25 protein-coding genes are annotated in these 25,195 nt (G+C 65.8%); 9 read left to right on the top strand and 16 right to left on the bottom strand.

What is annotated here, in order from left to right; genetic code table 11:
• Positions 1-218: 218 nt before the first annotated feature.
• Complete coding sequence (gene ampH / locus AC0WR5_RS04635) at positions 219-1,367, bottom strand: D-alanyl-D-alanine-carboxypeptidase/endopeptidase AmpH (protein ID WP_475867329.1); 1,149 nt, start codon at positions 1,365-1,367, stop codon at positions 219-221.
• A gap of 204 nt (positions 1,368-1,571) precedes the next feature.
• On the opposite strand from ampH, the gene AC0WR5_RS04630 reads away from it, so the two are divergent.
• Positions 1,572-2,162: a thymidine kinase gene (locus tag AC0WR5_RS04630; RefSeq protein ID WP_475867328.1), complete on the top strand. Its 591-nt coding sequence runs from the start codon at positions 1,572-1,574 to the stop codon at positions 2,160-2,162.
• Between the two features lie 143 nt (positions 2,163-2,305).
• Here AC0WR5_RS04630 and AC0WR5_RS04625 read toward each other — a convergent pair whose 3' ends face one another.
• The 8 genes from AC0WR5_RS04625 to AC0WR5_RS04590 form a co-directional block, all read right to left on the bottom strand.
• Positions 2,306-3,793 carry an aldehyde dehydrogenase family protein gene (locus AC0WR5_RS04625; protein ID WP_475867326.1) on the bottom strand — a complete coding sequence of 496 codons (1,488 nt, stop codon included), beginning with the start codon at positions 3,791-3,793 and terminating at the stop codon, positions 2,306-2,308.
• The gene (locus AC0WR5_RS04620) at positions 3,790-4,134 is read right to left on the bottom strand and encodes a cupin domain-containing protein (protein ID WP_475867325.1); all 345 of its coding nucleotides are present in this window, start codon (positions 4,132-4,134) and stop codon (positions 3,790-3,792) included. The genes AC0WR5_RS04625 and AC0WR5_RS04620 overlap by 4 nt, the downstream gene beginning before the upstream one ends.
• 4 nt (positions 4,135-4,138) lie before the next feature.
• The gene (locus AC0WR5_RS04615) at positions 4,139-4,495 is read right to left on the bottom strand and encodes a cupin domain-containing protein (RefSeq protein WP_475867323.1); all 357 of its coding nucleotides are present in this window, start codon (positions 4,493-4,495) and stop codon (positions 4,139-4,141) included.
• A complete protein-coding gene (locus AC0WR5_RS04610; RefSeq protein ID WP_475867322.1) occupies positions 4,492-5,769 on the bottom strand; it encodes a nucleotide disphospho-sugar-binding domain-containing protein in 1,278 nt (425 codons plus the stop codon). The genes AC0WR5_RS04615 and AC0WR5_RS04610 overlap by 4 nt, the downstream gene beginning before the upstream one ends.
• Positions 5,770-5,823: 54 nt before the next feature.
• Positions 5,824-6,879 (bottom strand): ABC transporter ATP-binding protein, encoded by a 1,056-nt coding sequence (locus tag AC0WR5_RS04605; RefSeq protein ID WP_475867320.1) that lies wholly within the window; start codon positions 6,877-6,879, stop codon positions 5,824-5,826.
• A complete protein-coding gene (locus AC0WR5_RS04600; protein WP_475867318.1) occupies positions 6,876-7,664 on the bottom strand; it encodes an ABC transporter permease in 789 nt (262 codons plus the stop codon). The genes AC0WR5_RS04605 and AC0WR5_RS04600 overlap by 4 nt, the downstream gene beginning before the upstream one ends.
• On the bottom strand, positions 7,657-8,508 hold the full coding sequence (locus tag AC0WR5_RS04595; RefSeq protein ID WP_475867316.1) for an ABC transporter permease: 852 nt from the start codon (positions 8,506-8,508) through the stop codon (positions 7,657-7,659). The genes AC0WR5_RS04600 and AC0WR5_RS04595 overlap by 8 nt, the downstream gene beginning before the upstream one ends.
• Before the next feature lie 73 nt (positions 8,509-8,581).
• A complete protein-coding gene (locus tag AC0WR5_RS04590) occupies positions 8,582-9,622 on the bottom strand; it encodes a polyamine ABC transporter substrate-binding protein (RefSeq protein WP_475867314.1) in 1,041 nt (346 codons plus the stop codon).
• A 193-nt stretch (positions 9,623-9,815) separates the two neighbouring features.
• Between AC0WR5_RS04590 and AC0WR5_RS04585 the strand changes: the two genes are divergently transcribed.
• Both AC0WR5_RS04585 and AC0WR5_RS04580 read left to right on the top strand, forming a co-directional pair.
• Positions 9,816-10,748, top strand: coding sequence for a GntR family transcriptional regulator (locus AC0WR5_RS04585; RefSeq protein WP_475867313.1), 933 nt, complete (start codon positions 9,816-9,818; stop codon positions 10,746-10,748).
• On the top strand, positions 10,745-12,034 hold the full coding sequence (locus AC0WR5_RS04580; RefSeq protein WP_475867311.1) for a nucleotide disphospho-sugar-binding domain-containing protein: 1,290 nt from the start codon (positions 10,745-10,747) through the stop codon (positions 12,032-12,034). Before AC0WR5_RS04585 ends, AC0WR5_RS04580 begins: the two co-directional genes overlap by 4 nt.
• A 99-nt stretch (positions 12,035-12,133) precedes the next feature.
• Here AC0WR5_RS04580 and AC0WR5_RS04575 read toward each other — a convergent pair whose 3' ends face one another.
• Positions 12,134-14,068 carry a TonB-dependent receptor plug domain-containing protein gene (locus AC0WR5_RS04575; protein WP_475867309.1) on the bottom strand — a complete coding sequence of 645 codons (1,935 nt, stop codon included), beginning with the start codon at positions 14,066-14,068 and terminating at the stop codon, positions 12,134-12,136.
• Between the two features lie 277 nt (positions 14,069-14,345).
• On the opposite strand from AC0WR5_RS04575, the gene AC0WR5_RS04570 reads away from it, so the two are divergent.
• From AC0WR5_RS04570 to AC0WR5_RS04550, 5 genes are all read left to right on the top strand, one after another.
• Positions 14,346-15,404 carry a hemin-degrading factor gene (locus tag AC0WR5_RS04570; RefSeq protein WP_475867307.1) on the top strand — a complete coding sequence of 353 codons (1,059 nt, stop codon included), beginning with the start codon at positions 14,346-14,348 and terminating at the stop codon, positions 15,402-15,404.
• Entirely contained in the window at positions 15,401-16,252 is an 852-nt protein-coding gene (locus tag AC0WR5_RS04565; RefSeq protein ID WP_475867305.1) for a heme/hemin ABC transporter substrate-binding protein, read from the top strand. Before AC0WR5_RS04570 ends, AC0WR5_RS04565 begins: the two co-directional genes overlap by 4 nt.
• A gap of 3 nt (positions 16,253-16,255) precedes the next feature.
• The gene (locus AC0WR5_RS04560; protein ID WP_475867303.1) at positions 16,256-17,314 is read left to right on the top strand and encodes a FecCD family ABC transporter permease; all 1,059 of its coding nucleotides are present in this window, start codon (positions 16,256-16,258) and stop codon (positions 17,312-17,314) included.
• Complete coding sequence (locus AC0WR5_RS04555) at positions 17,311-18,084, top strand: heme ABC transporter ATP-binding protein (RefSeq protein WP_475867301.1); 774 nt, start codon at positions 17,311-17,313, stop codon at positions 18,082-18,084. Before AC0WR5_RS04560 ends, AC0WR5_RS04555 begins: the two co-directional genes overlap by 4 nt.
• 176 nt (positions 18,085-18,260) lie before the next feature.
• Positions 18,261-20,213 carry a response regulator gene (locus AC0WR5_RS04550; RefSeq protein WP_475867299.1) on the top strand — a complete coding sequence of 651 codons (1,953 nt, stop codon included), beginning with the start codon at positions 18,261-18,263 and terminating at the stop codon, positions 20,211-20,213.
• A 165-nt stretch (positions 20,214-20,378) separates the two neighbouring features.
• Here the strand turns inward: AC0WR5_RS04550 and AC0WR5_RS04545 are convergent, their stop codons facing one another.
• From AC0WR5_RS04545 to rocF, 4 genes are all read right to left on the bottom strand, one after another.
• On the bottom strand, positions 20,379-20,714 hold the full coding sequence (locus AC0WR5_RS04545) for a hypothetical protein (RefSeq protein ID WP_475867297.1): 336 nt from the start codon (positions 20,712-20,714) through the stop codon (positions 20,379-20,381).
• Between the two features lie 92 nt (positions 20,715-20,806).
• A complete protein-coding gene (locus tag AC0WR5_RS04540; RefSeq protein WP_475867296.1) occupies positions 20,807-21,226 on the bottom strand; it encodes a response regulator in 420 nt (139 codons plus the stop codon).
• A gap of 100 nt (positions 21,227-21,326) precedes the next feature.
• On the bottom strand, positions 21,327-22,400 hold the full coding sequence (locus AC0WR5_RS04535; RefSeq protein ID WP_475867294.1) for an ornithine cyclodeaminase: 1,074 nt from the start codon (positions 22,398-22,400) through the stop codon (positions 21,327-21,329).
• Between the two features lie 15 nt (positions 22,401-22,415).
• A complete protein-coding gene (gene rocF, locus AC0WR5_RS04530; RefSeq protein WP_475867292.1) occupies positions 22,416-23,342 on the bottom strand; it encodes an arginase in 927 nt (308 codons plus the stop codon).
• Between the two features lie 116 nt (positions 23,343-23,458).
• Here rocF and AC0WR5_RS04525 point away from each other — a divergent pair, with 116 nt between their 5' ends.
• Entirely contained in the window at positions 23,459-23,890 is a 432-nt protein-coding gene (locus AC0WR5_RS04525) for an Lrp/AsnC family transcriptional regulator (protein WP_475867290.1), read from the top strand.
• Positions 23,891-23,893: 3 nt separating this feature from the next.
• Here the strand turns inward: AC0WR5_RS04525 and AC0WR5_RS04520 are convergent, their stop codons facing one another.
• Positions 23,894-24,706 (bottom strand): IclR family transcriptional regulator, encoded by an 813-nt coding sequence (locus AC0WR5_RS04520; RefSeq protein ID WP_475867288.1) that lies wholly within the window; start codon positions 24,704-24,706, stop codon positions 23,894-23,896.
• Positions 24,707-24,733: 27 nt separating this feature from the next.
• Positions 24,734-25,195 (bottom strand): flavodoxin domain-containing protein, encoded by a 462-nt coding sequence (locus AC0WR5_RS04515; protein WP_475867286.1) that lies wholly within the window; start codon positions 25,193-25,195, stop codon positions 24,734-24,736.

Raw genomic sequence — 25,195 nt, 5'->3', positions numbered from 1 at the left:
GGCGTGAAAAGGTTAACAAGGGGCGTGCCGGCAACGGCGCGCCCCTTTCGCATGAGGAGACCGGGATGAAACTGGCCCTGAAACTGTCCGCCCTCGGCGCGCTGATGCTGCTCTCGGCCTGCGACGTGCCGCTGGTGCCGCTGGTCTGATCCGGACTGCAGATGCAAGAAGGGCGCCCCCCCCCGGGGCGCCCTTCTGCATGTCGGAGATGAGCGCGCTCAGTAGCCGCTGATCTCGGCCAGCAGGGCGTTGGCGGTCACGGCCATGCCCTCGGCGGCGGTGAAATTGTACTGGTTGATGGTGATCACCACGGCGGTGCCACGCTCGGGCGCGAAGGCGACATAGGACATCTCGCCCTGCAGCGCACCGGCCTTTTGCAGCACGAAGGGCTGTTCCGTGGTCGGGTTCATCACCACCCAGCCCAGGCCCATGGCATCCATGTAGCCCGATTCGTCCATGCTGAGCACGGTGCTCTTGCCCTCGCGCTGCATGTAGACGCCGTGATCGAGGAAGCGCACTTCCTCTTCGCCGGCGCTGCGGTCGAGGTGCCAGCCCAGCCATTTCAGCAGGTCGTTGGCCGAGGAGTAGAGCCCGCCGGAGCCCAGGATCATGTCGCCGGTGGGCACCACGTCCATCGCCGTGCCGTCCGGCAGGTGGCCGGTCATCATGTTGGCGCGCATCTCGTCGCTCAGTTCATAACCGGTATGGGTCATCTCGAGCGGATCGAGGATGCTGCCCTGGAGCAGCTCGGCATAGGGGGCACCGGCGGCATTGGAGATGCCGAGCGCCAGCAGGTCGAAGCCGAAGTTCGAATAGGCGATGGCGCTGCCCGGCGTGAAGAGCAGCGGATGGGTGGTCAGCCAGTCGGTGAAGGCCGCCTCGGTGATCACCGAGAAGGGATCCTCGGCCGGGCCCCAGTCCTCGATCGCCTCTCGCGGCAGGCCGGCGGAATGGGTGACCAGGTTGATCATCTGCATCTCGGGGTGATCGGCGGTGGCGGTGGCCAGGTCGCCGGTCATGTGCGAGGTGACGCTGTCGGTGAAGCCCATCTGCCCGTCGGCCACCGCGCGGGCAAACATCTCGCCGGCGAAGACCTTGGTGATGGAGCCAATCCGGAAGACGGTATCGCCGTCCGGTTCGCTGCCCCCCTCGCCGGTGACGCCGAAGCCCTCGACCGAGACATTGCCGTCGCGATAGGCGCCGATGACCACGCCGGGCACGCCGGCGGCCATGGAAAAGATCTGACCGGTAAAGAGAACCGACTCGTCGAGCATCGGATCGTCGGCCAGGGCGGCAGGAGCGGTGAAGGCCTGTGCCGCGAGGGCAAGGGCAAGAGCCGGCACGAGGGTGCCCAGGGGAGCGTTCATAGGGGTCTACCTGTTGAGGGGCCCTCTCGCGGGGCCATGTTTCGAGAAAGGGCCCGTCCACGGGGAACCGGGCAAAGATTACGCAGAGGCAGGGCCCCGGCACAATCCCCCCGGATCGGGGGGATGCAACCGCGCCACACACGGGGCGGCGAAAGCGCCCCCCGGGGTCTTGCCCCCCTGCCCGGGGGCGGGCTATCTGGCGCCATGGCCAAGCTCTATTTCCACTATTCCACCATGAATGCGGGCAAGTCGACGGTGCTGCTGCAGGCGTCGCACAACTACCGCGAACGCGGGATGCAGACCTATCTGCTGACCGCGCAATTCGACAACCGCGCCGGCGAGGGGCGGATCGGCTCGCGCATCGGGATCGGTGCCGACGCGGATACCTTTGCCGAGGGCGATGACCTCTTTGCCCGGATCGAGGCGCGGCTGGCCGAGGGGCCCTTTGCCTGCGTCTTCATCGACGAGGCGCAGTTCCTGACGCGCGACCAGGTCTGGCAGCTGGCGCGGGCCGTGGACGACCTGCGCATCCCGGTGATGTGCTACGGCCTGAGAGTGGATTTCCTGGGCGAGCTCTTCGAGGGCTCGGCCACGCTGCTGGCTCTGGCCGACGAGATGCGCGAGGTCCGCACCATCTGCCATTGCGGACGCAAGGCAACCATGGTGGTGCGCCGCGGGCCCGACGGAAAGGCGATGCGCGGCGGCAACCAGATCCAGATCGGCGGCAACGAAACCTATGTTTCCCTGTGCCGGCGGCACTGGCGCGAGGAAATGGGCGACGAGACCAGCGGCTGAGGCTGCGGGAGCCTCCGGCGGGGATATTTACGGCCAGATGAGAGAGCCGCCCCGCTTCCCGGTTAGCCGGCCCCGTCATCTGGCCAGAAATATCCCGGGGGAGACGCGCGGCACGCGCGGCGGGGGCAGAGCCCCCTCCCCCCTCAGACGTGTTTCCGCCCGCCCGACTGCAGGAACCATTCGTCGGGATAGGGATACCACCAGTCCTGCCGCACCGGCCTGTGATCCATGATCACCATCTTCGACCGGCGGAAGGCGTCGAGGCCCAGGCGCGAGAGCTCGCGGCCCATGCCCGAGGCCTTCCAGCCGCCGAAGGGCAGCGCGTCGTTGTCGATCATCGGGTTGTTGACCCAGACCATGCCGGCCTGCAGCCGTTCGGTAGCCTCCTGGGCCTCGGCCAGGTCAGTGGTGAAGATCGAGGCGCCGAGACCGAAGGCGCTGTCGTTGGCGCCCGCGATGGCGGAGTCGAAATCCGCCACCCTGCTGATCGCGGCGACGGGGCCGAAGCATTCCTCGTGCAGGATGTCCATCTCGGGCGTGCAATCGGTGAGGATAGTGGGGGCGTAGAAATAGCCGCTGGTCAGACCTTCGGGCATGCCGCCGCCGCAGACCAGCGTGGCGCCCTTGGCCAGCGCATCGGAGACCAGGCGTTCGACCTTGTCCCAGGCAGCCTGCGACACAAGCGGGCCGATCTCGGATTTCTCGAGCCCGTTGCCGACGCGCAGCGCCACCGTCTGGCGGCGGAACTCCTCGACGAATGCGTCGTGCACCGCATCGACCACGTAGAGCCGCTCGGTGGAGGTGCAGACCTGCCCCGTCAGGTGGAAGCAGCCGGTGACGGCGCCAGCGGCGGCCACTTCGAGCGGGGCGCTTGCAGTGATGATCATCGGGTCGGAGCCGCCGGCCTCGATCACCGCGGGTTTCATCCGGGCGCCAGCAGCCGAGGCCACGGCGCGCCCGCCCGCGACCGAGCCGGTGAAGGCCACGGCGTGGGTCAACTCGCTGTCGACCAGCGCGCGGCCCACCTCGGCCCCGCCGGGCAGGCAGGCCACGAGTCCCTCGGGCAGCCCGTCGAAGACCTTCATGAATTCCAGCGTCGAGAGCGTGGTGACCTCGGCCGGTTTCACCACGCAGCCGTTGCCCGCAGCCAGCGAGGCCGCGACCGTCCAGCACATCAGCAGCACGGGGAAGTTGAAGGGCATGATATGGGCCGAAACCCCCACGGGCTCGTAGCGCGCGTACTGGAAGCTGCCGGCCTGCGTCGTGCCGCCGATCTTGCCCGCGTCGTCGCGCGCCATCTCGGCATAGTAGCGAAAGACCGGGGCGACATTGGCGATCTCACCGATGGCATCAGGATAGGGCTTGCCCATCTCGCGGCTCATCAGGATGGCGCATTCGGTGAAATCGGCGGCGTCGATGCGGTTGGCGAGCTGATGCAGCGCCTGGGCGCGGGATTTCGCATCGAGCGCGGCCCAGCCCTTTTGCGCGGCATTGACGCGGGTGAGCACCCGCGTCAGCTCCTCGGGCGTGACCTCGGCGCGCTGGCCGACGATACCCAGCGTGGCCGGGTCGATCACGTCGTGCCGCTCGCCCTGCGAGGGGTGCAGGCCCGGTGTCAGGTAATAGCTCATCGGATCATGTAGACCTTCTTGACGGTCTCGTGGACGGTGCAGACGCCCTTCCAGTCCTGCGGAAAGAAGGCGGCGGTATCGGGGGTGATCTCGATCACCTCGCCGCTCTCGTGGACATAGGTGCAGCGCCCTTCGAGGAAGTGGCAGAACTCGTCGCGGGTGACGTGGCAGTTCCATTTGCCGGGGGTGCAGATCCAGAGGCCGCATTCGCTCTGCCCCTCGGGGCCCTTGTAGAGCAGCTTGCCGGAGGTGTGGCTCTCGCCCTCGATCATCGTGGGGATGATCCCCCAGTCGGTGGTCTCGGTGATCTCGAGGGGCTTTGTCATGACGGGTGTGGGCATGGGATCAGCTCAGCATGTAGATGTTGCGGATGGTATCGTGGATCGTGCATTCGCCCGACCAGCCGGCGGGGAAGAGCACGCAGGTGCCGGCGGTGACCTCGATCACCTCGCCCGCGTCGGAGAGGTAGGTCGCTTGGCCGGCCACGAAATGACAGAACTCGTCGCGCGGGATCGAGAGACGCCAGCGCCCGGGGGTGCAGACCCAGATTCCGGTTTCGGGGATATTGCCCGGCCCCTTGAAGAGGAGCCGGCCGGTGTTTTTCGACTGGCCCTCGATCATCTGAGGCTGATCGCCCCAGTCGAGGAGGTCGTCGAAGGTGGTTGCGCCGTGGATATGGGGGGCGGAGCTGTCCAGGGTCATTCGGCGAGGCCCACGAGGATCTTGGCGGCCTTTTCCTGGCCGTTCTGCGATTGCATGTGCGCGGAGGTGGCGGCGAGGCGCGCGGCCATGTCCTGATCGCTCAGGCAGGCCTCGATCTTTTCGATCATCTCCTCGTCGGTCCAGTCATAGCGCTCCGAGCGGAAGCCGTGGCCGGTTTCCTGCACCCGCATGGCGTTGTCGTGACCGTCCCAAACATAGGACATGATGATCGCCGGCTTGCCGAAGTAGAGGCATTCGGTGAAGGAGTTGTTGCCGCCGTGATGGATGACGGCATCGACCTGCGGGATGACCGAAGGCTGCGGGAACCAGCTGTCGATGATCACGTTGTCGGGGATGTCGCTGTATTCGTCCTTGTAGTCGCCGACATTGACCAGCGCGCGGTAGCGGGTCTTGCCGATGAGCGCGATCAGGCGCTTCAGCAGGTCGGTATCGCCGGCCCCGAGAGAGCCGAAGGAGACATAGAGCAGCGGGCCGTCGTTGTTGGCCTTGAAGGTCGGCACCTCGTAGGGGGCGTCCTGACGAACGCAGCCTTCGAGGTACTGGAATTGGGCCGGATCCAGCGGTGCGGAGCGGGTGTATTTCACCTGCTCGGGGTAGAGCAGCAGGTTCATGAAGGGCGAGGCCTCGAAGAACTGGCCGAGGGGGTACGGGTCTTCGCCGGTGGTGGCGAGGAAGGCGTTGAAATCATCGTGGATCGGCTTGATGACCTCCTCGAACTTCGCGCGGAAGGCGGCGTGTCCTGCGGTATCGGTCTCGGACATGCCCGACAGATGCGGCGGGATGTCGTCATCCTCGATCTCGTTCTCCGAGCAGGAGATGATGCGGACCCAGGGCACGCCGAATTGCTTGATCGCCGGGAAGAGGATGACGTTGTCGACGGAGATCACGTCCGGCTTGATCTTGGCCAGGATGGCGGGCAGGTCCTTCTCGGCCCATTTGGCGCTGTCGACGATCGCCTCCCAGCACTCCTTGACGTAGTTGTCGATCTGGTCGATCGGCGCCTTGCGGAAGTTGGGGATGTGGCCGTTGATGAAATCTTCCCAGAACTTAGCCATCTGCTCGGGCGGCATCGGCTCTGACAGGTTCACCGGGTGCGCCTCGAAGCCGTAGCCCTGGTAGACCTCGACAAAGCCGGGATCGGAGAGGAAGACGGCCTTGTGACCCATCCGCTCGACCGCCTGGGCGATGCCGACGGAGTTGAGGGCGGGGCCGAAGGCCGCTTCGGGGAAGAAGGCGAAGGTTTTCTGTTCCATGGTCGATCTCCTCTGTCGGGATGCCTCTCTGGCGGAGGCTGATGGTCGGGGGGCTCAGGCGGCAAAGACGCGGGTGTCGCGGGCGTGCCAGCCGAGGGTGACGGTATCGCCGGGGGCGAGCCTTTGCCCCTCGGCCAGATCGGCGGTGACACGCACCAGCACCGGCTGCGGCGAGAGCGGCGTTTCCACGTGCAACTGAAGATCGAGCCCGTGATAGGCCATGGCCGCGATGCGGCCGGTCAGCGCGTTTTCGGCGGCGTAATCGTTGAGCCGCAGGCGCTCGGGGCGGATGGCGGCCACCGCTGCCTCCGGCAGCTCTGCGGGCAGGGGCGCCACGATGGCGGTGCCGTCGCCGGCCAGCAGGGTGCCGGCCGAGTTGCGCACCGGCAGGAAGTTCATCACGCCGATGAAATCCGCGGCAAAGCGGCTGGCGGGATGCTCGTAGATCTGGTGCGGCGTGCCGACCTGCAGGAGGCCACCGTCTTTCAGAATGGCGATGCGGTCGGCCATGACGAGGGCCTCTTCCTGATCGTGAGTGACGACGATGAAGGTGATGCCGAACTTCGCCTGGATCCGCTTCAGCTCGAGCTGCATGTCCGAGCGCAGCTTCTTGTCGAGCGCGCCGAGCGGCTCGTCGAGCAGCAGGAGGCGCGGGCGTTTGACCAGCGCACGGGCCAGCGCCACGCGCTGACGCTGGCCGCCGGAGAGCTGATCGGGCTTGCGCGAGGCGAGGTGCGAGAGCTGGATCGTGGAGAGGATCTCTGCGACGCGGGCGGCGATCTCGGATTTCGGCAGCTTCTCCATTTCCAGCCCGTAGGCGATGTTCTTTGCCACCGACATGTGCGGGAAGAGCGCGTAGCTCTGGAACATCAGGTTGACGGGGCGGCGATGCGGCGGCGTGCGGGCGATGTCCTGCCCGTCGAGCAGGATCTGCCCGCCCGTGGGCATCTCGAAGCCCGCCAGCATGCGCAGCAGCGTCGTCTTGCCGGAGCCGGAGGCGCCGAGGAGGGCAAAGAACTCGTTCTCGGCGATGTCGAGGGAGACCCCGTCGACGGCGCGCATCTTGCCGAAGTCCTTTTGCAGGTCGCGGATGGACAGCAGGGTGCTCATTGGCCGGGAAGCCCCCCCTTGTTGAGGCGCTGGGAGAGCGTGAGGGCCACGACCGAGACGACCATGACCAGGGTGGCCAGCGCGTTGATTTCAGGGGTCACGCCGAAACGGATCATGGCAAAGATCTGCATCGGCAGGGTGATCGAGGCGCGCCCGGCCCCGGCGGTAAAGAAGGCGATGATGAATTCGTCCACCGAGAGGGTGAAGGCCAGCAGCGCCCCGGCGATGATCGCCGGCATCAGCACCGGGATCACCACCCGGCGCAGGGTGGTGAAGGTGGGTGCGCCGAGATCCGAGGAGGCCTCGACGATGGACCAGTCGAAGCTCATCAGCCGGGCACGGACCACCGAGCAGACGAAGGCCAGGTTGAAGACCACGTGGGCGAGGATGATCGTGTGCAGCCCCATCGTGACGCCGAGCAGCGAGAAGAAGCTGAGCAGCGCGATGGCCAGCACGATGTCGGGGATGATCATCGGCGCGAAGATGATGGTTTCGAGGAAGCGCCCCTTGCGGCGGCGGATCTCTACCCCGATGGCCAGAAGCGTGCCGAGGGCGGTGGCGACCACGGTGGAGACCAGGGCCACGATCAGCGTGTTGACAGCGGCATGGATGATGTCGCCGTTGCGGGCGAGCTCGCCGTACCATTTCGTGGAAAAGCCCGTCCAGGCGGTGGGCATGCCGCCCTCGTTGAAGCTGAGGGCGACGAGGACGGAGATGGGGATGTAGAGGAAGGCGAAGGTCAGGCCGAGGATCATCAACATGAGCGGCATGGGGGCGTTACGCATCAGGGCGCCCTCCCCCGGCCCGTTCGGTGGCGAAGGTCTGAAGCGTCAGCAGGCCCATCATGATGGCGATCAGGAACATCGAGAGCGCGGCGCCGAAGGGCCAGTCGTTCGCCGTGAGGAACTGGGCATAGATCAGGTTGCCGATCATCTGGAACTGGCCGCCGCCGAGCAGTGCCGGGGTGACGAAATTGCCGATCGACAGCACGAAGACGAAGACGAAGCCCACGGCGATGCCGGGAAAGGTGATCGGCAGGATCACCCGGCGGAAGGTCGTCCAGGCCGGGGCGCCGAGATCGCGGCTGGCTTCGGTCACCTCTGGGTTCAGGCGCGAGAGCGGCGCGTAGCAGGCCAGAATGACGAAGGGCAGGTAATTGTACACGAGGCCGATGACCACGGCGGTTTCGGTATAGAGCATCTGCGGCAGCTCGCCCTCGTAGCCCATGGCGCGGGCCAGGTGCACGATCAGCCCCTCGCGGTTCAGCAGCACCATCCAGGCATAGGTGCGCACCAGGTAATTTGACCAGAAGGGCAGCACCGCGAAGAAGAGCAGCAGCGGCTGACGCCGGCGCGGCATGGCGGCGATGGCAAAGGCCGCGGCATAGCCCAGGATACAGGCCAGCAGGGCCGCGATACCGGCGATCCAGGCCGATTTCAGGAAGATCCGACCATAGAGCGGGTCGAAGACGAGCCGCAGGTTTTCCGGCGTGAAGGTGTATTCGATACCGCCGTAGAGCCCGCGCCGGAAGAAGGCGAGCGCGAGGATCAGCAGACAGGGCACGACCATGAAGGCCGTGAGCCATGCCAGCGCGGGCGTCATGAGGAGGAGCGGTCTGCGGTCTTTCATGGGAGGCCTTTTGCCGCCCCGCCTTGGGCGCGGGGCGGCGTGACCCGGGCGGAAGGGACGCCCGGGCGGATGATCAGTTTGCCTTGATCTCGGAAACGGTGCGGGCATAGGCGCGCTGGCCCTCGCCCACGTCGAGAAGCTCCTCGTAGGAGGTGAGCTCCTCCGGCGTGATGCCCATGTTGGGGAAGCTCTCGATCAGCGTAGGGTCGAGGCTCTCCATCGCGGGCTTGTTCGGCACCTTGTAGAGGATGTTTTCGGCTGCCCAGGCGTGGTTCTCGGGCTCCAGCATCCAGTTGACGAAGTCGTAGGCCGCGTCCTTGTGCTCGGAGTTCTTGATGATGACCATCGTGTCGACCCAGAGGTCGGAGCCCTCTTTCGGGATCACGTACTTGATGTCGGTATTCTCGGCGATGCCGTAGTTGCACCAGCCATCCCAGGCCTGCACCATCTCGGCCTCGCCGGAGACCAGCTTGGCGTAGAAGGTGGTGTCGTCGTAGGAGAGCAGCGTCTCCTTGGCCGCGATCAGGTCCTGCTTGACCTTCTCCAGCTCGTCGGGATCGGTCGTGTTGACCGAAAAGCCCTCGGCCAGCTGAGCGGCGGCGAGCAGCCAGCGGTCGGTGGCCAGCATGGTGGTCTTGCCCTTGAGGTCGTCGGCGGGCGTCAGAAGGTCCCACCAGCTGTCGGGCGCATCGGCCAGCAGATCGGAGCGATAGCAGAGACCGGTGGTACCCCAGGCGTAGGGCACGGAGAAAGCATTGCCGGGGTCGTATTCAAGCTCGGTCGCGGCGGGGTAGAGGTTGGCCAGGTTCGGCAGCTTGGAATGGTCGAGCTCCTCGGCGATGCCGAGCTTGGAGAGCACCTGCGCGAAGGGGGCCGAGACGAAGACCACGTCATAGCCCGCGCCCTTGGAGGCGATCAGCTTGCCCATGATCTCTTCGTTGGTGGCATGCAGCACCAGCTCGGCCTCGTTGCCGGAGGCGGCATTGAAGGCATCGATGGCGTCGGGCGCCATGTAGCCATCCCAGTTGGAGATGACCAGCTCTTCGGCCTGGGCGACGCCGGCGGCAAGCGTCAGGCCCGCGGCGAGGGCCGCAAGGGACGTGGTACGGAGCATCGAGATGTCCTCCTGTTGAACTGTTGGATCGCTGCCCGGCACGATGACCAGGGCGGCGTTTTATGGGTGCGGTTCTTGTTGACCGCTATGGACGTCAGTATTCTTCGGTGCAAAAATACGTCAATCTGTATTCGCTGTTCTTTCTCACCCACCCCGGACAGGTGCCGGGATTTCACCCTCAGGACACATGCCGATGGCCGAGCCACGCAAGAATGCCCGCCAGAACCACCTGGCCCTGGCGAAACAGGTGATCGCCATCGCGCTGGAGCGTGGCATGAAGCCGGGCGAGCACCTGCCGGAACAGGCCTTCTCCGAGGCCTGCGGCGTGTCGCGCACGCCGATCCGATCTGCATTCAAGATACTGGAAGAGAATGAGATTCTGGAGCACCGCGAAGAGGAGGGCTATTTCCTCGACATGGGCGAGAGCGAGGGGCTGAGCGAGGCGGCGCAACGGTTGGAAGGCCTGGAAGACAGCCTTGCCACGCGGATCCTGGCAGATCGCGCCGCCCGGCGGATCAGTGACGTACAGTCGGTCAGTGCGCTTGTGCGAAGATACGGCACTTCGCGCACGACGGTACTAAATTCACTAAAAATACTATCCCGGGATGGAATCGTGACCCAACTGCCGGGTCGGTCCTGGGCCTTTCAGCCGATCCTGGACACCCCGAAGGCCATCGAGGAGAGCCTCTCCTTCCGCCTGTTCCTGGAACCGCAGGCCATCGAGGCGCCGGGCTTTGCGCTGGAGGCCAAGAAAGCCGGACTTTTACGCAGCCAGATGCAGGCGGCGCTGGAAATGGCCGAGGGACGCATCGGCAGCGGCAGCTTCATGCGGCTCGACTGCGAGTTTCACGGGCTGATCGCGGAATGCAGCGGAAACCGGTTTGCGCGCGGCGTGCTCATGGCCCATCACAACCTGAGGCGCGCGACCCAGAAAGACACCTCGATCCCGGATTTCAGATTGCGGCAATCCCTTGAAGAACACCTCGACATCCTCGATGCGCTGGAGCGCCAGCAATACGACATCGCGGCCGACCTGATGCGGCTGCACCTGCGCCGCTCGCGCACCCGCCGTCCGCAGGCCGCCAACCGGGGCATCATGCCCCTGATGCGGGGGCCCGGCGCATGAGCGGGCCGGTGGTGGCCTTCTTTCCCGAGGCGAGCTTCGGGGCCGCGCTGAACTGCGTAGGCATCGCGCAGGAGCTGGCGCGGATGGGGGCGGTGCCGGTCTTCCTCTGCCATCCGGGGTTCACCGGGGTCTTTGCCGATTACGGCTTCAAGGAATACCACCTGCCCGAGGCGCCCGGCGGAAGCGCGCAGGCCAATGCGCAGGCCAGCGAGGATTACTGGCAGGCCTTCATCAACACCCATCTGCCGCATTTCGACCTGTCTCCCCAGGCGCAGCTGGAAACCTACGTGGCGCCCACCTGGGAGGCGATCGTGGACACGGCGATCGCCGCGGAGCCGGGACTTCAGGCGCTGCTGGAACAGATCCGTCCCGACCTGATCGTGCTGGACAACGTGATCATGTTTCCCGCAATCGCGCGCGCCGGATGCCCCTGGGTGCGGATCGTCAGCTGTGCCGAGACCGAGATCCCCGATCCTGCGGTGCCGCCCTACCTCTCGGGGCTGGCCCCCGGCGCACCGGAGCGTCCGGCCTTCGAGGCGGCCTATCGCCGGGCGACCGAGGGCGCACACCGGCGCTACAACACCTTTCGCCGGCAACAGGGGCTGAGCCCTCTGCCCGAGGGGATCTTCCTTGAGGCGAGCGACCACCTGAACCTGCTGCTGTCACCCGAGGCGGTGCGCTACGACCGTGCAGAGCCGCTGGACCCGGCGCGGTTCAGCTACCTCGATGGCTGCGTGCGCGAGGAGACGCGATATGATCCGCCCGCCCTGCCCCGCGATGACGGGCCGCTGGTCTACATGGGCTTCGGCAGCCTGGGCGCCATCGACACCGACCTGACGCGGCGGTTGCTGGAGGTCTTTGCCACCCTGCCCGCGCGGTTCCTGGTGAACGTGGGCGGTTTCCTGGAGGCCTATGACCACGTGCCCGACAACGTCTACCTTGAGAGCTGGTTTCCGCAGCCGTCGGTGGTGGCGCAGAGCGCGCTGTTTATCCACCATGGCGGCAACAATTCCTTCTGCGAGGCGCTCTATCACGGGGTGCCGAGCCTGGTGATGCCCTATTGCTGGGACGGGCACGACAATGCCCGGCGTGCCGAGGCCACGGGCACCGGGCTACGGCTGGACCGGGCGAAATGGGATGCGGACAGCCTGAGGAGCGCGGTGCTGCAACTGCTGGACGACGAGGAGATGCGGGCGCGCCTGGCCGGGATCTCTTCGCGGATGAAGGCGCATCCGGGCACGCGGCAAGCGGCAGAGGCGATCCTGCGGCAGATGGCCCAGGCCTGAGACCTGCCCTGCCGAAGGCGACCGGAAGAATGCCCCCCGGAAACAGGAGGGCCCGGCCACCGAGGGGAAGCCGGGCCCGATCACACATGTGCGAAATCGTCAGAAGGATTTCGCCAGAGTGAAGACGAAATTACGCCCCTTGGCGTTATAGGTCGCCATGGCGGGCTTGTAGGTGACATCGAAGAGGTTCTCCACCCCGACACGCACTTCCAGACCGTCATAAATGCCGCCAAGCTGCGGCTTGTACGTGGCTCGCAGGTTGTTGACCGTATAGGCGGGATAATCGGTATCATCCAGCGTCAGATCGAAGGCATGAACAGTTTCCCAGCTGAGATCGAGCTGCTCGTTCCAGCGATAGCCGAGTGTGACCCGGACATCGTCCTGCGGACGATAGGACCATTGCTCCTCGGTGCCGCTCGAGGTGGTACCGATGTCGTCGATGAAGTTCGCATTGGCATCGACATAGAAGCCGTTCGCCATGGAATATGCGCCCTCGATCTCGATCCCTTCCATCTCGGCACTGCTGTAGCCGACGGCACTGGTCAGATCCCAGATATAGGTCTTGTAGGCGGTGACCTTCAGGGCCATCGCATCGCCGTCCGAGAACAGGTTCTCGCCGTCATAGGCAACGCCCAGCTCGAAATCCTGCGCCTTTTCCGGCTGGGTCATGAAGGCCGGCGTATCGTAGTCGTCGATGATCGGCAGGCTTTCGTTGTAGTAGGCACCACCGAAGAGCGCGAAGCCGTTGTCGAAGGTGTAATGCGCCGAGAGGCCACCGACGAGCGCGGTGTTGTGGTAATCGGGATCGCTACTGTCCGCCCCGTTCAGGTGCTGATCCTCGTAGCGGATCTGCGGCGACAGGGTGAGGTTTCCGATCGACATGTCGTCGACCAGATAGATCGCCCAGCGCTTGTCGCGCCCGCCCGGCGAGGCGCTGTCGGCATCGGCGCGCTTGCGGTCGATGAACTGTACGCCGGTGCGCAGGTCGTGATCGACGCCGCCGGTGGCAAAGAGCGCCTGGTTGCGGGCGGTGTAGGTGGTCGTCTCGTACTCGTGGGTCGAGTTGAGGAAGTCGTAGGTGAGGCCCGAGGTCGATTCGATCTGCTTGGTCTGATCGGAATAGGCCACGTCCGCGGTGATGTTGATCAGGTCGGTGGTGGGGCTGTCGTAGGTATAGCGCAGCACCGTGGTATCGTCGTCGACCCAGCGGTTCACGTTGCCGAAGAAATCGACCGAGCCGCTGAACATGTTGAAGGGCACGTCGAAGGCGGCCTCTTCGGTATGCGAGTACATCAGGCTGATGGCGTGCTCGTTGTTGTCACCGAAGGTGTAGCGCGCATTCACCAGCCAGGAGGGCAGCGTGTAGCCATTGTCGGTGCGATAGTCGCCGTTGCCGTCCTTGGTCTGATCCTCGGTGCGCCAAGTGTAGTTGGCGAGCACTTCGAACTGCTCGTCAAGCTGCCAGCCGAGGATGGTGGAGGTGGTGAAACCCTTGCCATTGCTGGAATATTGCAGCGTCTGCCGGCCGGCAAAGCCGGGTTCACCATTGGTGATGTCCGAGGCATTGATCGGCTCGAGCTCGATCAGGCCGCCGATCATGCCGGTGCCGTATTCGAAGGTACCGCCGGTACCGCGGGTGACCTTGACCTCGCGGAAGAGCATCGGGTCGGTATAGAGCTGTGTCGAGAGACGATAGATCTCCTCGCTGCCCTTGGTGGCGCCACCGAAGCTGATCCCGAGCTTCTGGTTGCTGCCGTAGGTGTTGGTGGCACCGAAGCCGCGGATCGAGATCCCGCCGCCGATGGGGCTGTCACCGTTGACCAGATTCACGCCCGGCGCGCTCTCGACCAGCTGAGCGATCGAGCCCGCCTGACGGTCGCGGATTTCCTCGATGTCGACGACGGTCACGGCATTGGCCGTATCCGTCTGTACCTCTCGTTTGCTGTCGACCACGATCGGGTCGAGCAGGATGATATCGTCGCTGTCCTGTGCCCGGGCCATCTGGGGGGCCATCATCAGGGGTGCCAGCGTCATTGCCGCACTGCTCAGGAGCAACGCGCGCAGGGGTCTGCGTGCAGGCATGTCCGTTCCTTCGGTTTTGTCTTTTTTGGGGGCGATGCTGGCAGATGCGCTGGCAATCTGACGGAGACGCAGCCTTTCGACGCGTCTCATCTCTTGCGCCGCGTAAAATAACCAATTAAATCTGTCAACTATATCGCCGCACCGCGGCACATAAATCGTGCCAGCGATGCCCTTCTGCATCGGCCAGCCAGAGTTCTCCCAGATCCGGCCGCCACAGAAGGACCAGAAAATGGACAAGACCCCGATATCCGCCCCCAGCCCGGAGATGATCCGCACGGCGCTGGCCGATACCACCCTGCGGCCTCGTGACCTGGCCGAGACGCTGGGCGTGGGCGAAGCCGCCCTGCTGGCGGCCCGCGTCGGCGCGGAGGTCACCCGGATCGAGGCGGACCCCGACCAGCTGATCCCCGCCTTCGAGCAGATGGGCGATCTGATGGCGCTGACCCGCAACGACTCCGTGGTCTCCGAGGTGACGGGCCGGTACCAGGACTATCGCCCGGGCGACCGGGCCGGTGGTGTCTTCGGGCCCCGGATCGACCTGCGGATCTTCCGGGCCCACTGGGTTCATGCCTTTGCTGTGGTGGCGCACACCAAGGCCGGCCCGCGCCTGTCGGTCCAGGTCTTCGATGCGGCCGGGGACGCCGTTCACAAGGTCTACCTGCCGCTGGGAGCCGATGCCGCCCCCTGGGAGGCGCTGCGTGACCAGCTGAAATTGCCGGATCAGTCCGACGCCCTGGCCTGTGCTCCGCGTCCGATGATCGAGGGTCCGATCATCCGCCCGGAGAGGGCCGAGGCCCTTGCTGCCGACTGGGACCGGATGTTCGACACCCACAAGTTCAACGCGCTGATCACCTCCTACGAGATCAACCGACTGGGCGCCTATCACATGGTGGGGGCGCCGCGGGCACGGCGGCTGGCGATTTCGGCTGCCTCGGAAGCGCTGCACCGGATGGGCGATACCGGGACACCGGGGATGATCTTCGTGGGCAACCGCGGTTGCATCCAGATCTTCTCCGGGCAGATCGGCCCGATCAAGACCATGGGCCCCTGGCTGAACGTGCTCGACCCCGGCTTTGACATGCACCTGCGCGGCGATCACGTGGCCGAGGTCTGGGCCGTGACAAAGCCCACCAACCGCGGCCCCGCCGTTTCCCTCGAGATGTTCGACCGGCGCGGCGCGCTGATGGCCCAGGTCTTTGGGCACCGGACGCTGGAGGTGGATCACAATGCCGCCTGGATGGACCTCGTGGCAAAGCTACCCGAACTCGACCTGGAGGCGGCGGAATGAAAGGGGGCATTCGCCTTGCCGCGGCCCTGATCGCGGCCCTCACGGCCCTGCCCGCCCAGGCCCAGGAGCAGCCGCAGCGGATCGTCTCGATCGGCGGCGCGGTGACCGAGATCGTCTTTGCCCTCGACCAGCAGCACAGGCTGGCCGCGCGCGACACCACCTCGACCTATCCGCCCGAGGCGGAGCTGCTGCCCGACGTGGGCTATATCCGGCAACTGTCGCCCGAAGGCGTGCTCTCGGTCAGCCCCGACCTGATCCTGGCCGAAGAGGGCGCCGGCCCGCCCGAGACGGTGGACCTGCTCGATCATGCGGGCATTCCCTTCGTGACGGTGCCTCAGGGCTATGACGCGCAGGCGATCCTGGACAAGATCACCACCGTTGGCGCGGCCCTGGGGGTGGAGGACGACGCCCGGGCGCTGGCCGACCGGATCGACGCCGAGCTGTCCGACGCCCAGGCTGCCGCGGGCGATACCGGGCTGAAGGTGATGTTCATCCTGTCGAACCAGGGCGGGCGTATCATGGCCTCGGGCACCGGCACCGCCGCCGACGGCATCATCCGGATGGCCGGGGCCGAGAACGCCTTTCCCGATTTCCCCGGCTACAAGATCCTGACCGACGAGGCGATCGCGGAGGCGGCACCCGATGTCATCCTGATGATGAGCGGCGCCGGCAGCGACCATGACACGGCTATCGACGAGCTGATCGCCAGCCCCGCCATCGCCACCACTCCGGCGGCCAAGAACCGCGCGGTGATCCGCATGGATGCCATGTACCTGCTGGGCTTTTCGGTACGAACGGCGGATGCGGTGCGAGACCTGAGCGCCGCCCTGCAACAGGCGGGCGGCTGAGCCATGGTGGCGATGACCGAACAGATGCCGCAAAGTGGAGACCGATCGCAGCGCGCGCGACGGGTGACCTGGGGCCTGCTCGCCGTGTTGCTGGTCACCGGCCTTCTGAGCCTGACGGTGGGGGCCGCCGGCACCTCTCTCTGGGCGGTACTGACGGGCAGCGACCAGGTAACGCTGGCCGATCGGATCGTGCTCTGGCAGATCCGGGCCCCGCGCATGCTGATGGGCATGGGCGTGGGGGCAGCACTGGCGGTCTCGGGGGCGATCATGCAGGGCCTCTTCCGCAATCCGCTGGCCGATCCCGGGCTGATCGGGGTCAGTGCCGGGGCAGGCCTGGGGGCCATCGTCGCCATCGTGCTGGGCGGGCTGCTGCCCGTCACCTTGACCGGGATGCTCGGCTATTACCTGATCCCCGTCGCGGCCTTCATCGGCGGCTGGGCCAGCACCATGGTTCTCTACCGGGTCGCCACACGGGCCGGGCGCACCTCAGTGGCGGTGATGCTGCTGGCGGGGATCGCCCTCGGCGCGCTGACCGGCGCGCTCTCGGGGATCCTGGTCTACATGGCAGACGACAAGCAGCTGCGCGACCTGACCTTCTGGAGCCTCGGCTCGCTGGCCGGCGCGACCTGGCCCAAGGTGCTTGCCGGGCTGCCGCTGATGCTTCCGGCTCTGGTTGCGGCGCCCTTTCTCGCGCGTGGGCTGAACGCGCTGGCCCTGGGCGAAGCGGCCGCGTTTCACCTCGGGATCCCGGTGCAGCGCACCAAGAACATCGCCATCCTGACCGTGGCGGCCGCCACCGGTGCAGCCGTTGCGATGTCCGGCGGCATCGGCTTTGTCGGCATCGTGGTGCCGCATCTGTTGCGGCTGATGTCAGGCCCCGATCACAAGCACCTGCTCTTCAACTCGGCCTTGCTGGGCGCCACGCTGTTGCTGGTGGCCGACATGATCGCCCGCACGATCATCGCCCCGGCAGAGCTGCCAATCGGCATCGTGACGGCGGTGATCGGTGGCCCGTTCTTCCTGTGGATCCTGTTGCGGCAACGCGGAGTGGTGGACCTGTGAGCCTGATCGGAGAGGAGATAACCGTTACCCGGCGCCGCAAGCAGATCCTGCACGGCGTCGATTTCGCGGCCCAGGCCGGCGAGGTCACTGCCATCGTCGGCCCGAACGGCTCTGGCAAGACGACGCTGTTGCGGGCACTGACAGGAGAGATGCGCCCCGATAGCGGACGGATCACGCTGGAAGGCGCAGTGGTCGAAGAGACACCGCCATGGCTGCTGGCCGAGATGCGGGGCGTGCTGCCCCAGGCGACACCGCTGGCCTTCCCCTTCAACGTGGCCGAGGTGGTGCGCATCGGCTGTGCCCCCGGCCACGATCCCGCCCTGCCCGCGCGTGCGCTGGCCCGGGTCGGGCTGCAGGGCTACGAGGAGCGGTTCTATCAGGAACTCTCGGGTGGTGAGCAGCAGCGGGTGCAACTTGCCCGGGTGCTGGCACAGGTGCCGCGGCCGGTGGAGGACGGACAGGCGCGCTGGCTTTTTCTCGACGAGCCCGTCTCGGCGCTCGATATCGGCCACCAGTTGCAGGTGATGCGGCTGGCCCGCCGGTTCGCCGACGAGGGCGGCGGCGTGGTGGCGGTCATGCACGACCTGAACCTTACAGCCATGTTCGCCGATCGCATCACCCTGCTGCAAGAGGGCCGGGTTCTGGGGGACGGACACCCCCGGGAGGTGCTGACAGATACCCTGCTGAGCCGCGCCTACGACTGCCCGGTGCAGGTGGGCGTCAGTCCGCCCGGGGGGCTTTTCCTGCTGCCGCAGAGCGCCGGGGCCTGAGGACAGGGCCACACGGGAATAATTTGCTGGCAACCTTTTGCGTGTTATGCCTGAAAGCGGAAGCGTGGTCCGGGAGGACCTTGCGCGTGCGAGAGACGCCGCAAGGGGACCACGATCTGCCCCGGGAGCATCGCACGATGCCCCGGGGCAATAGGCGCAGGAGGAAAGGACAACCGTTGAGCCATCCCCATCCGGAGGACGACCTGACGCAAGAGGAGCCGCCGCTCCGGATCCTGCAGCTGTTGCAGGCGCGTTGGATGCGTGCGGTGCTTCTGACTCTGGCCCTGATCTGCGTGCTGGCCATTCCGGCGCTGAACCTGCTGACGCGCAGCCAGCAGAGCGAGGGCCAGGTGGCCGCCCAGCAGCTGCCGGACGCCCTGCAACGGCTGGAGCGGTCGCTGGGCTATTCCGGGCTGATCCACAACTTCAAGAACGCGGTCCTGCGCCCGGACGAGATCAAGTATTACGAGGCAGCCGCAGCCAACTACGATACCGCCGTCGCTTCGCTGGACGAAATCGCGGGGCTGGTCGGCGTGCTGGGCCGCGATCTCACCTTTACATCACTGCGCCAGACCCTTGAGAATTACCGCCGCAACCTCGACGTGGCACGGCAGGCCGCCCTTGATGGCCTTTCGATCCATGCGGTCGACGAATTGGTGCGCATTCCCGACGAGGACGCGACGCTCGCCCTGGAGGGAATCCACGCCGAGGTGGGCGATGCCCTGCAGGACTGGCTTGCGAAAGACAACCGACGGGCCCAGCTGCAGATGGCGGGGCTCTCGGCCATGCTCTTCCTGGTCGCAGCCGGCGGGATCGTCTTCCTGCTCGTCACCTACATGGCAGAGCGCGAGCGCGAGCGGCAGGCCTATGAGCTGAACAATCGCCTGGCCTCTCTCGGACAGCTGACCTCGGGCATTGCCCATGACGTCAACAACATGCTGGCCACGATCTATTACGCGGTCGACCTGACCCTGGGCGACGATCTTCCGGAGACCTCGCGGACCTTTCTGAACAGCGCAAAGCGCGCGATCGACCGGGGCCGCGACCTGACCTCGCGGCTGCTCAGCTTTGCCCGGCCACAGCCCGGAGATCCGCAGGTCCTGCTGGTCGAGGAGATCTTCCAGAATGTCCTCGGGCTGGCAGAGCCGCAGCTCGGCCCGGACGTGACACTGTCAATCCGCCTGGAGAAACCCGGGCTGACGGTGCATTGCGATCAGTCGCAACTGGAAAATGCGCTGCTGAACCTGGTGTTGAACAGCCGCGACGCGATTACCCACTCCGGCACCGGCCATCAAATCACCCTGTCCGGGCGCCTCTTTGCCAGGGCCGATTTGCGCAGTGCCGGCCGGGAAGGCCTGTCGCAGGCGGGGCACTCCACCCAGTCGGGACGGCGGGCGATGGAGCAGCACGAATCGCATTTCGCGCTGCTTGCGGTCGAAGATGACGGCCCCGGCATGCCGGAAGAAGTGCGCCGCCGCGCGCTCGAGCCCTTCTTCACCACCAAGGCGGCGCATTCCGGCACCGGGCTGGGCATGTCGATCGTCTATGGCTTTGCCCGCGCCTCGGGCGGCGAGATGCAGATCCTGACCAGCGAGGGGGCCGGCTGTGCGGTGCGGCTGATCCTGCCCCGCGGCAGCGCCCGGCAGAGCACAGAGCCCAGCGGCTCGGTGGCGAAAGCTGGACCCCGGACAAGCCCCGGAAAGATCGCGGGCAAGGGCCGGCGCATCCTGCTTGCCGAGGACCAAGAGGGCCTGCGCAAGATGCTCTCCGCTTCGCTCCAGCAGATGGGTTACGAGGTACTGGAGGCTGCTGACGGGGTTGAGGCGCTGCAGCGCGCAAAGCGTGGAGAGAGGGTCGACCTGCTGCTGACCGATGTGGTGATGCCGGGCCGGATCGACGGGTTCGAGCTGGCGCGCAAACTCCGCGAGATGCATCCCGGCCTGCCGATCCTCTACCTGACCGGGAATGCCGGCCCGAACCTCGGCGCGCACGTCAAGGTGCAGGCCCCGGTGCTTCGAAAGCCCTGCCCGCCGGACAGGCTTGCCGCGGAGATTGCCCGCGCGCTGAAGGGGGAAGCTCAGGCGAGCGAGGCAGAAGACATGGCCGGACAGCAGCGCCGCAGGGGCTGAGCCTGAAACCTGTGATCAACTGCCGGCCAGCCAAGGGATCGCTTGGCCCTTGGGGGCCTGTCCGGGTGTGCCCTGTGCCGGCTCCTCGCCCATCATGCCAGCGACATGCGCGCGCAGCAGATCGGGCGCCACCGGCTTGGACAGGCAGAGGTCGGCCCCGATCCCTTAGGCGATCTGCAGGAAATGGCCCTGTCCTGCGCCCGCGACCAGATTGAAGCCCGATATGGCGATCACCGGCACATCCCGCGCCGTGCCGCCCTGCGGCGGCGCCAGGCGGTTGCGCAGATGCCCGATCAAGCGCAGCCCCCCGTTCGTGCTAAAAACGCCGTTATCCCTGACGAAGATATCGCTGATGACCAGGTCGAAGGCCACCTCGGCGATCACCTGCATTGCGATGTCCGCGTTTCGCGCGATGGTGATTTCGCGCCCCTCTGCCCTGAGGCATTCCCTGATCAACCAGGCCAGCTCCTGGTCATCTTCCATCAGCAGGATCTTCTTCATGTCCTCTCCGTCGCATCGCCCGAACGTCATTCCGGAACAATGAAGCGAAAGCTCTTAACTTATTGATAACGCTGATTTACCGCCGCAAACCCTTACTCATGCTCGGCAATGAGGCGATTGATCTGTTCAGCCAGGAACATCGGATCGAGCGGCTTGCGCAGGCGCAGATCCGCGCCAAGTTCGCCGGCCAGCTTGAGGAAATGGCCGTCGGACGGCCCACCCAATACGCCGGAGACCGCAATCACGGGCACGTCGAAGGCGGTGGCCTCGCTGCCGCTGCGCTTGCCGTTGCGAATAAAGCCGATCAGCCGCAGCCCGCCGTTGGCCACGAGCACCTCGCTGCGACGCACGAACAGGTCGGTGATGATCAGGTCGAAGGACTGCGCCCCGACCAGCGTCATCGCCTCGTCCGCGTCACCGGCCCGCGTGACGTCAAAGCCCTCGCGGATCAGGATTGCGCCCAGGAGCTCGGCCTGATCGGCGTCGTCCTCCATGAGCAAAATGCGTTTCATGGGCCCTCCGGCACTCGCTTTCCCCGAGCCAAGTCTAGGGCAGAGAAGGGCTTGAGGCCAGCCCTGACACCGCGGCAAGGCCCCCGTCGGGAAATACCCGTCAGGCGCTGCGCATCAACATCCCGAAGAGGTCGCGCGGATCATCGGGATCAGCCAGCATGTCGAGCGGCTGGGCAAAGCCCGTGCCTGCGACCCGGTCGAGGACGAAACGCAGCGCCGAGAAATCCTCGATGGCAAAGCCCACCGAGTCGAAGAGCGTTATCTGCTCCGGACGAAACCGCCCCTCTGCCTCGCCCCGCATCACCTGCCAGAGCTCGGTCACCGGATGATCCGGCGCAAGCTGCTGGATCTCGCCTTCGATGCGGGTCTGCTCGGGGTATTCCACGAAGATCGAGGCCCGGTGCAGGATGTCGGGATGCAGCTCGGTCTTGCCCGGGCAATCCCCCCCGATGGCATTCACGTGCACGCCCTGCCCCACCATGTTGTCGGTCAGGATGGTGGCATTGCGCTTGTCGGCGGTACAGGTGGTGATGATCTGCGAACCTTCGACCGCCTCGGCAGCAGAGGCACAGGCCGTGACCTCGAAGCCCTGCGCCAAGAGGTTGCGCCGGGCCTTTTCCGTGGCGGCCGGATCGATGTCGTTCAGGCGCAGCCGGTTGATGCCACAGAGGGCCCGAAACGCCAGCGCCTGGAACTCGCACTGGGCGCCATTGCCGATCAGTGCCATGACCTGGGCATCGCGCGGCGCGAGGTATTGCGCCACCAGCGCAGAGGTGGCTGCGGTGCGCAGCGCCGTAAGCACCGTCATCTCGGACAACAGCACCGGATAGCCGTTGGCGACCGAGGACAGCACGCCGAAAGCGGTGACGGTCTGATAGCCCTCGCGCATGTTCTTGGGATGGCCGTTGACGTACTTGAAACCATAGTTTTCGGCATCGGCGGTGGGCATCAGCTCGATCACCCCGTCGCGCGAATGACTCGCGATGCGGGGGGTCTTGTCGAACTCGGGCCAGCGCTTGAAATCGGCTTCGATATAGCCAGCGAGGCCTTTCATGAAGTCCTCGATGCCGGTCGAGAGCACAAGCCGCATCATGTTGTCGACGCTGACGAAGGGCACATAGGCCAGGGCAGAGGGCGCGGGGCGGTCGGTTGCGGTCATCATCTCGTCCTTCATGGCAATATCCTTTGGTCAGTAACTGCGGGTGATTCGATCAAGCACGCGACGGCCGAAGAGGCTCGCAGTGAGGTCGCACATCAGCCGCGCTGTGCGGCCCCGATCGTCGAGGAAGGGGTTCAGCTCGACCAGGTCGAGCGAGCGGACAAGGCCGCTGTCGCAAAGCGTCTCCATGATCAGATGCGCCTCGCGGAAGGTTGCGCCACCGGGCACCGTGGTTCCGACGGCCGGCGCGATCTCGGGATCGAGGAAATCCACATCGAAACTGACGTGGAGCAGCCCGTTGGCGGCGCGCACCCGCGCAAGGAAGGCTTCGAGCGGGGGCAGTACGCCGGTCTCGTCGATGCGGCGCATGTCGTGCACCTCGATCCCGCTGTCGCGGATCACCAGGGCCTCGGCCGGATCGACGCTGCGGATCCCCATCATGCAGATCTGAGCCGGGTCCACCGGCTGGACCAGCGGCGGATAGGCCTCGCAGCCGGGCCGCCCGGTGAAATAGGCCACTGGCGTACCGTGCAGGTTGCCACTCTCGGTGCTCTCGGGACTGTGCAGATCGGGATGCGCGTCCAGCCAGAGCACGAAAAGCGGCCGCCCCTGCCCCGCGGCATAGCGCGACATGCCGGCCACGGTACCGGCCGACATCGAGTGATCGCCGCCGAGGAATACCGGCAGGTCATGCGCGGTGGCGGCCTCGAAGGCGGCACGCTCCAGCACCTCGATCCAGGCCCGGGTTTCTGCCAGATGATGCAGCGCCGGGTTGGCGTGGCCTTGCGGCGCCTGGGGATTGATCGACAGATCGCCGAGGTCGGCCACCTGCCAGCCGAGCCCCGTAAGGGCCTCGGGCAATTCCGCGGTGCGCAGGCTCGCGGGCCCCATGACGCAGCCACGCTGCGAGGCTCCGGTTTCCACGGGAGCGCCGATCAGGCAACAGCTTCGGGTCATCGTCTCTCCTCTGGGCAGGTTTCACCCAAGAATGCCTTTGGAGAATGGCGATTTCGCGTGCTATATTGCTCTTATTGAGCCTTAATTCATCCATAGTGGCGGATTGATTTATCAATATGGCAAGTGAACTGACACAGACCGACCGGGCCCTGATCGGCGCACTTCGGGCCAATGCACGCGCCTCGGTGACCGAGTTGTCGCATCAGCTCGGCCTCTCGCGCAGCACTGTGCGCAACCGGCTCGGCCTGCTCGTGGCCGAGGGACGCATCCGGCGGTTCACCGTGGAAACCGATGTGGACGTGGAGGGCGAGGTCAGGGCAATATCGCTGATCGAGCTGCAGGGCAGCCTGTCGCGGAATGTCACGCGCACTCTGTCGCGCATTCCAGAGGTCGCGACGATGTACTCGACAAACGGTGCCTGGGACCTTGTGGTGGAGATCCGCACCGACAGCCTGGCGCGCTTCGATCAGGTGCTGAGGGAAATCCGCGAGGTCCCGGGTGTGGCCAACAGCGAAACCTGCCTGCTGCTCAGCCACGTGGCGGGCTGAGGCTCAGCGGGCGGCGCTCTGAAACCCGCTCCAGCCGAGATCGCCGGAGATGGCCGCCGCGCAGGCCCGGATCGCGGCCTCCGTCTGACGCGCCTGCTCTGTTCCGACGGTGAAATCGGTGTTTGACCCCGACAGGTTGATCGAGGCGATGACCGTACCGGTGTGATCGTGGATCGGCACCGCGCAGGATCCGATCATGGGCTCGAAGTTGCCGTCGCTCCAGACGATGCCGCGCGCCCGGTCCTCGCCCAACTGGCTCAGCAGATCCTGAAGCGTGGTGGCCGTGACCGAGGAATATTCTGCCAGGGTCTGATCCGCATACATCTCCACCACCTGCTCGAGCGGGAGATAGGCCAGCAGCATCCGCCCCATGGTCGTGGCATGGGCCGGCAAACGCGACCCTTCCTGGACGTTGCTGACAAGCCGGGCGCGCGGAACCTCGCGCAGCATGTAGACCACGTCGCGCCCGTCGAGCACCCCGAGATGCGCCGACAGATGCGTCTCATGTGCAAGCTCGGCCAGCCGCGGTCGGGCGGCCCGCAACACGTCCCGGTTCGAAAGGGCACCCACGGCAAGACCGAGAAGGCCGACGCCCAGTGCATACCCCTTGCCCTCGCCCTGCCACTCGATCATGCGCTCGTCCGCCAGCGTGTGCAGCAGGCGGATCAGCGTCGTCCGGTTGATACCAAGGGCCTTGGACGTCTGAGAGATGTTGGTGCAGCCATGGCCTTCGCCGATGTGACGCAGTACCTTGATCGCCCGCACGACGGGCGGGACGCTGTAGGTCGGGCTGCTGTCTTCGTCGTGGTCGGTCATGGCGCTCCTCCCGATCAGCTTCTCGTCTCAGCTCTCGGCAAAGAGCGCTTCGGCTTCCGCCAGGCGCGCATCGGCCCAGGGCAGCGCCAGGTCTTCGGCCATGTCGCTGCCCATGGCGTCGTGGACCGCGCGCGCACCCACCTGGGTGGCGCCGAAACGGGTGAGCAGGGCGGCCATCTTCTCCGATCCCTCGTTGTAGGTCTCGTAGCTGCTGTCGCCGAGCCCGAAAATCGCGAAGCGCACTTCGCTCCAGTCGGGCTTGGCCGCCTCTGCCGCATCGGCAAAGGGCTGGGCCGAGGCAGGCAGGTCGCCGTCGCCATAGGTAGAGCAGACCACGAGATAGAAGGTTTCCGGTGTCAGGTCTGCCGGATCGGTGTCTTCGAGGTTTGCCATGCTGACCACGTGGTCACCCTGCAGGTGCGCCTCGATATCCTCGCAGAGCATCTCGGCATTGCCGGTTTCGGTTCCATACAGCAGTTGGACTTTCAT

The sequence above is a fragment of the Pseudooceanicola sp. DL12 genome, from assembly GCF_056270665.1.
Note: the sequence above shows the minus strand (reverse complement) of the source record. Positions and strands in the feature narration are given on the sequence as shown.

Coding starts and splice junctions, on each gene's coding strand:
- AC0WR5_RS04525 (WP_475867290.1), top strand. CDS start 23,459: ATGGCAAGTGAACTGACACAGACCGACCGGGCCCTGATCGGCGCACTT.
- AC0WR5_RS04535 (WP_475867294.1), bottom strand. CDS start 22,400: ATGAAGGACGAGATGATGACCGCAACCGACCGCCCCGCGCCCTCTGCC.
- AC0WR5_RS04610 (WP_475867322.1), bottom strand. CDS start 5,769: ATGGAACAGAAAACCTTCGCCTTCTTCCCCGAAGCGGCCTTCGGCCCC.
- AC0WR5_RS04630 (WP_475867328.1), top strand. CDS start 1,572: ATGGCCAAGCTCTATTTCCACTATTCCACCATGAATGCGGGCAAGTCG.
- AC0WR5_RS04620 (WP_475867325.1), bottom strand. CDS start 4,134: ATGCCCACACCCGTCATGACAAAGCCCCTCGAGATCACCGAGACCACC.
- AC0WR5_RS04580 (WP_475867311.1), top strand. CDS start 10,745: ATGAGCGGGCCGGTGGTGGCCTTCTTTCCCGAGGCGAGCTTCGGGGCC.
- rocF (WP_475867292.1), bottom strand. CDS start 23,342: ATGACCCGAAGCTGTTGCCTGATCGGCGCTCCCGTGGAAACCGGAGCC.
- AC0WR5_RS04605 (WP_475867320.1), bottom strand. CDS start 6,879: ATGAGCACCCTGCTGTCCATCCGCGACCTGCAAAAGGACTTCGGCAAG.
- AC0WR5_RS04595 (WP_475867316.1), bottom strand. CDS start 8,508: ATGAAAGACCGCAGACCGCTCCTCCTCATGACGCCCGCGCTGGCATGG.
- AC0WR5_RS04590 (WP_475867314.1), bottom strand. CDS start 9,622: ATGCTCCGTACCACGTCCCTTGCGGCCCTCGCCGCGGGCCTGACGCTT.
- AC0WR5_RS04520 (WP_475867288.1), bottom strand. CDS start 24,706: ATGACCGACCACGACGAAGACAGCAGCCCGACCTACAGCGTCCCGCCC.
- AC0WR5_RS04625 (WP_475867326.1), bottom strand. CDS start 3,793: ATGAGCTATTACCTGACACCGGGCCTGCACCCCTCGCAGGGCGAGCGG.
- ampH (WP_475867329.1), bottom strand. CDS start 1,367: ATGAACGCTCCCCTGGGCACCCTCGTGCCGGCTCTTGCCCTTGCCCTC.
- AC0WR5_RS04570 (WP_475867307.1), top strand. CDS start 14,346: ATGGACAAGACCCCGATATCCGCCCCCAGCCCGGAGATGATCCGCACG.
- AC0WR5_RS04600 (WP_475867318.1), bottom strand. CDS start 7,664: ATGCGTAACGCCCCCATGCCGCTCATGTTGATGATCCTCGGCCTGACC.
- AC0WR5_RS04585 (WP_475867313.1), top strand. CDS start 9,816: ATGGCCGAGCCACGCAAGAATGCCCGCCAGAACCACCTGGCCCTGGCG.
- AC0WR5_RS04515 (WP_475867286.1), bottom strand. CDS start 25,195: ATGAAAGTCCAACTGCTGTATGGAACCGAAACCGGCAATGCCGAGATG.
- AC0WR5_RS04545 (WP_475867297.1), bottom strand. CDS start 20,714: ATGAAGAAGATCCTGCTGATGGAAGATGACCAGGAGCTGGCCTGGTTG.
- AC0WR5_RS04565 (WP_475867305.1), top strand. CDS start 15,401: ATGAAAGGGGGCATTCGCCTTGCCGCGGCCCTGATCGCGGCCCTCACG.
- AC0WR5_RS04615 (WP_475867323.1), bottom strand. CDS start 4,495: ATGACCCTGGACAGCTCCGCCCCCCATATCCACGGCGCAACCACCTTC.
- AC0WR5_RS04560 (WP_475867303.1), top strand. CDS start 16,256: ATGGTGGCGATGACCGAACAGATGCCGCAAAGTGGAGACCGATCGCAG.
- AC0WR5_RS04575 (WP_475867309.1), bottom strand. CDS start 14,068: ATGACGCTGGCACCCCTGATGATGGCCCCCCAGATGGCCCGGGCACAG.
- AC0WR5_RS04540 (WP_475867296.1), bottom strand. CDS start 21,226: ATGAAACGCATTTTGCTCATGGAGGACGACGCCGATCAGGCCGAGCTC.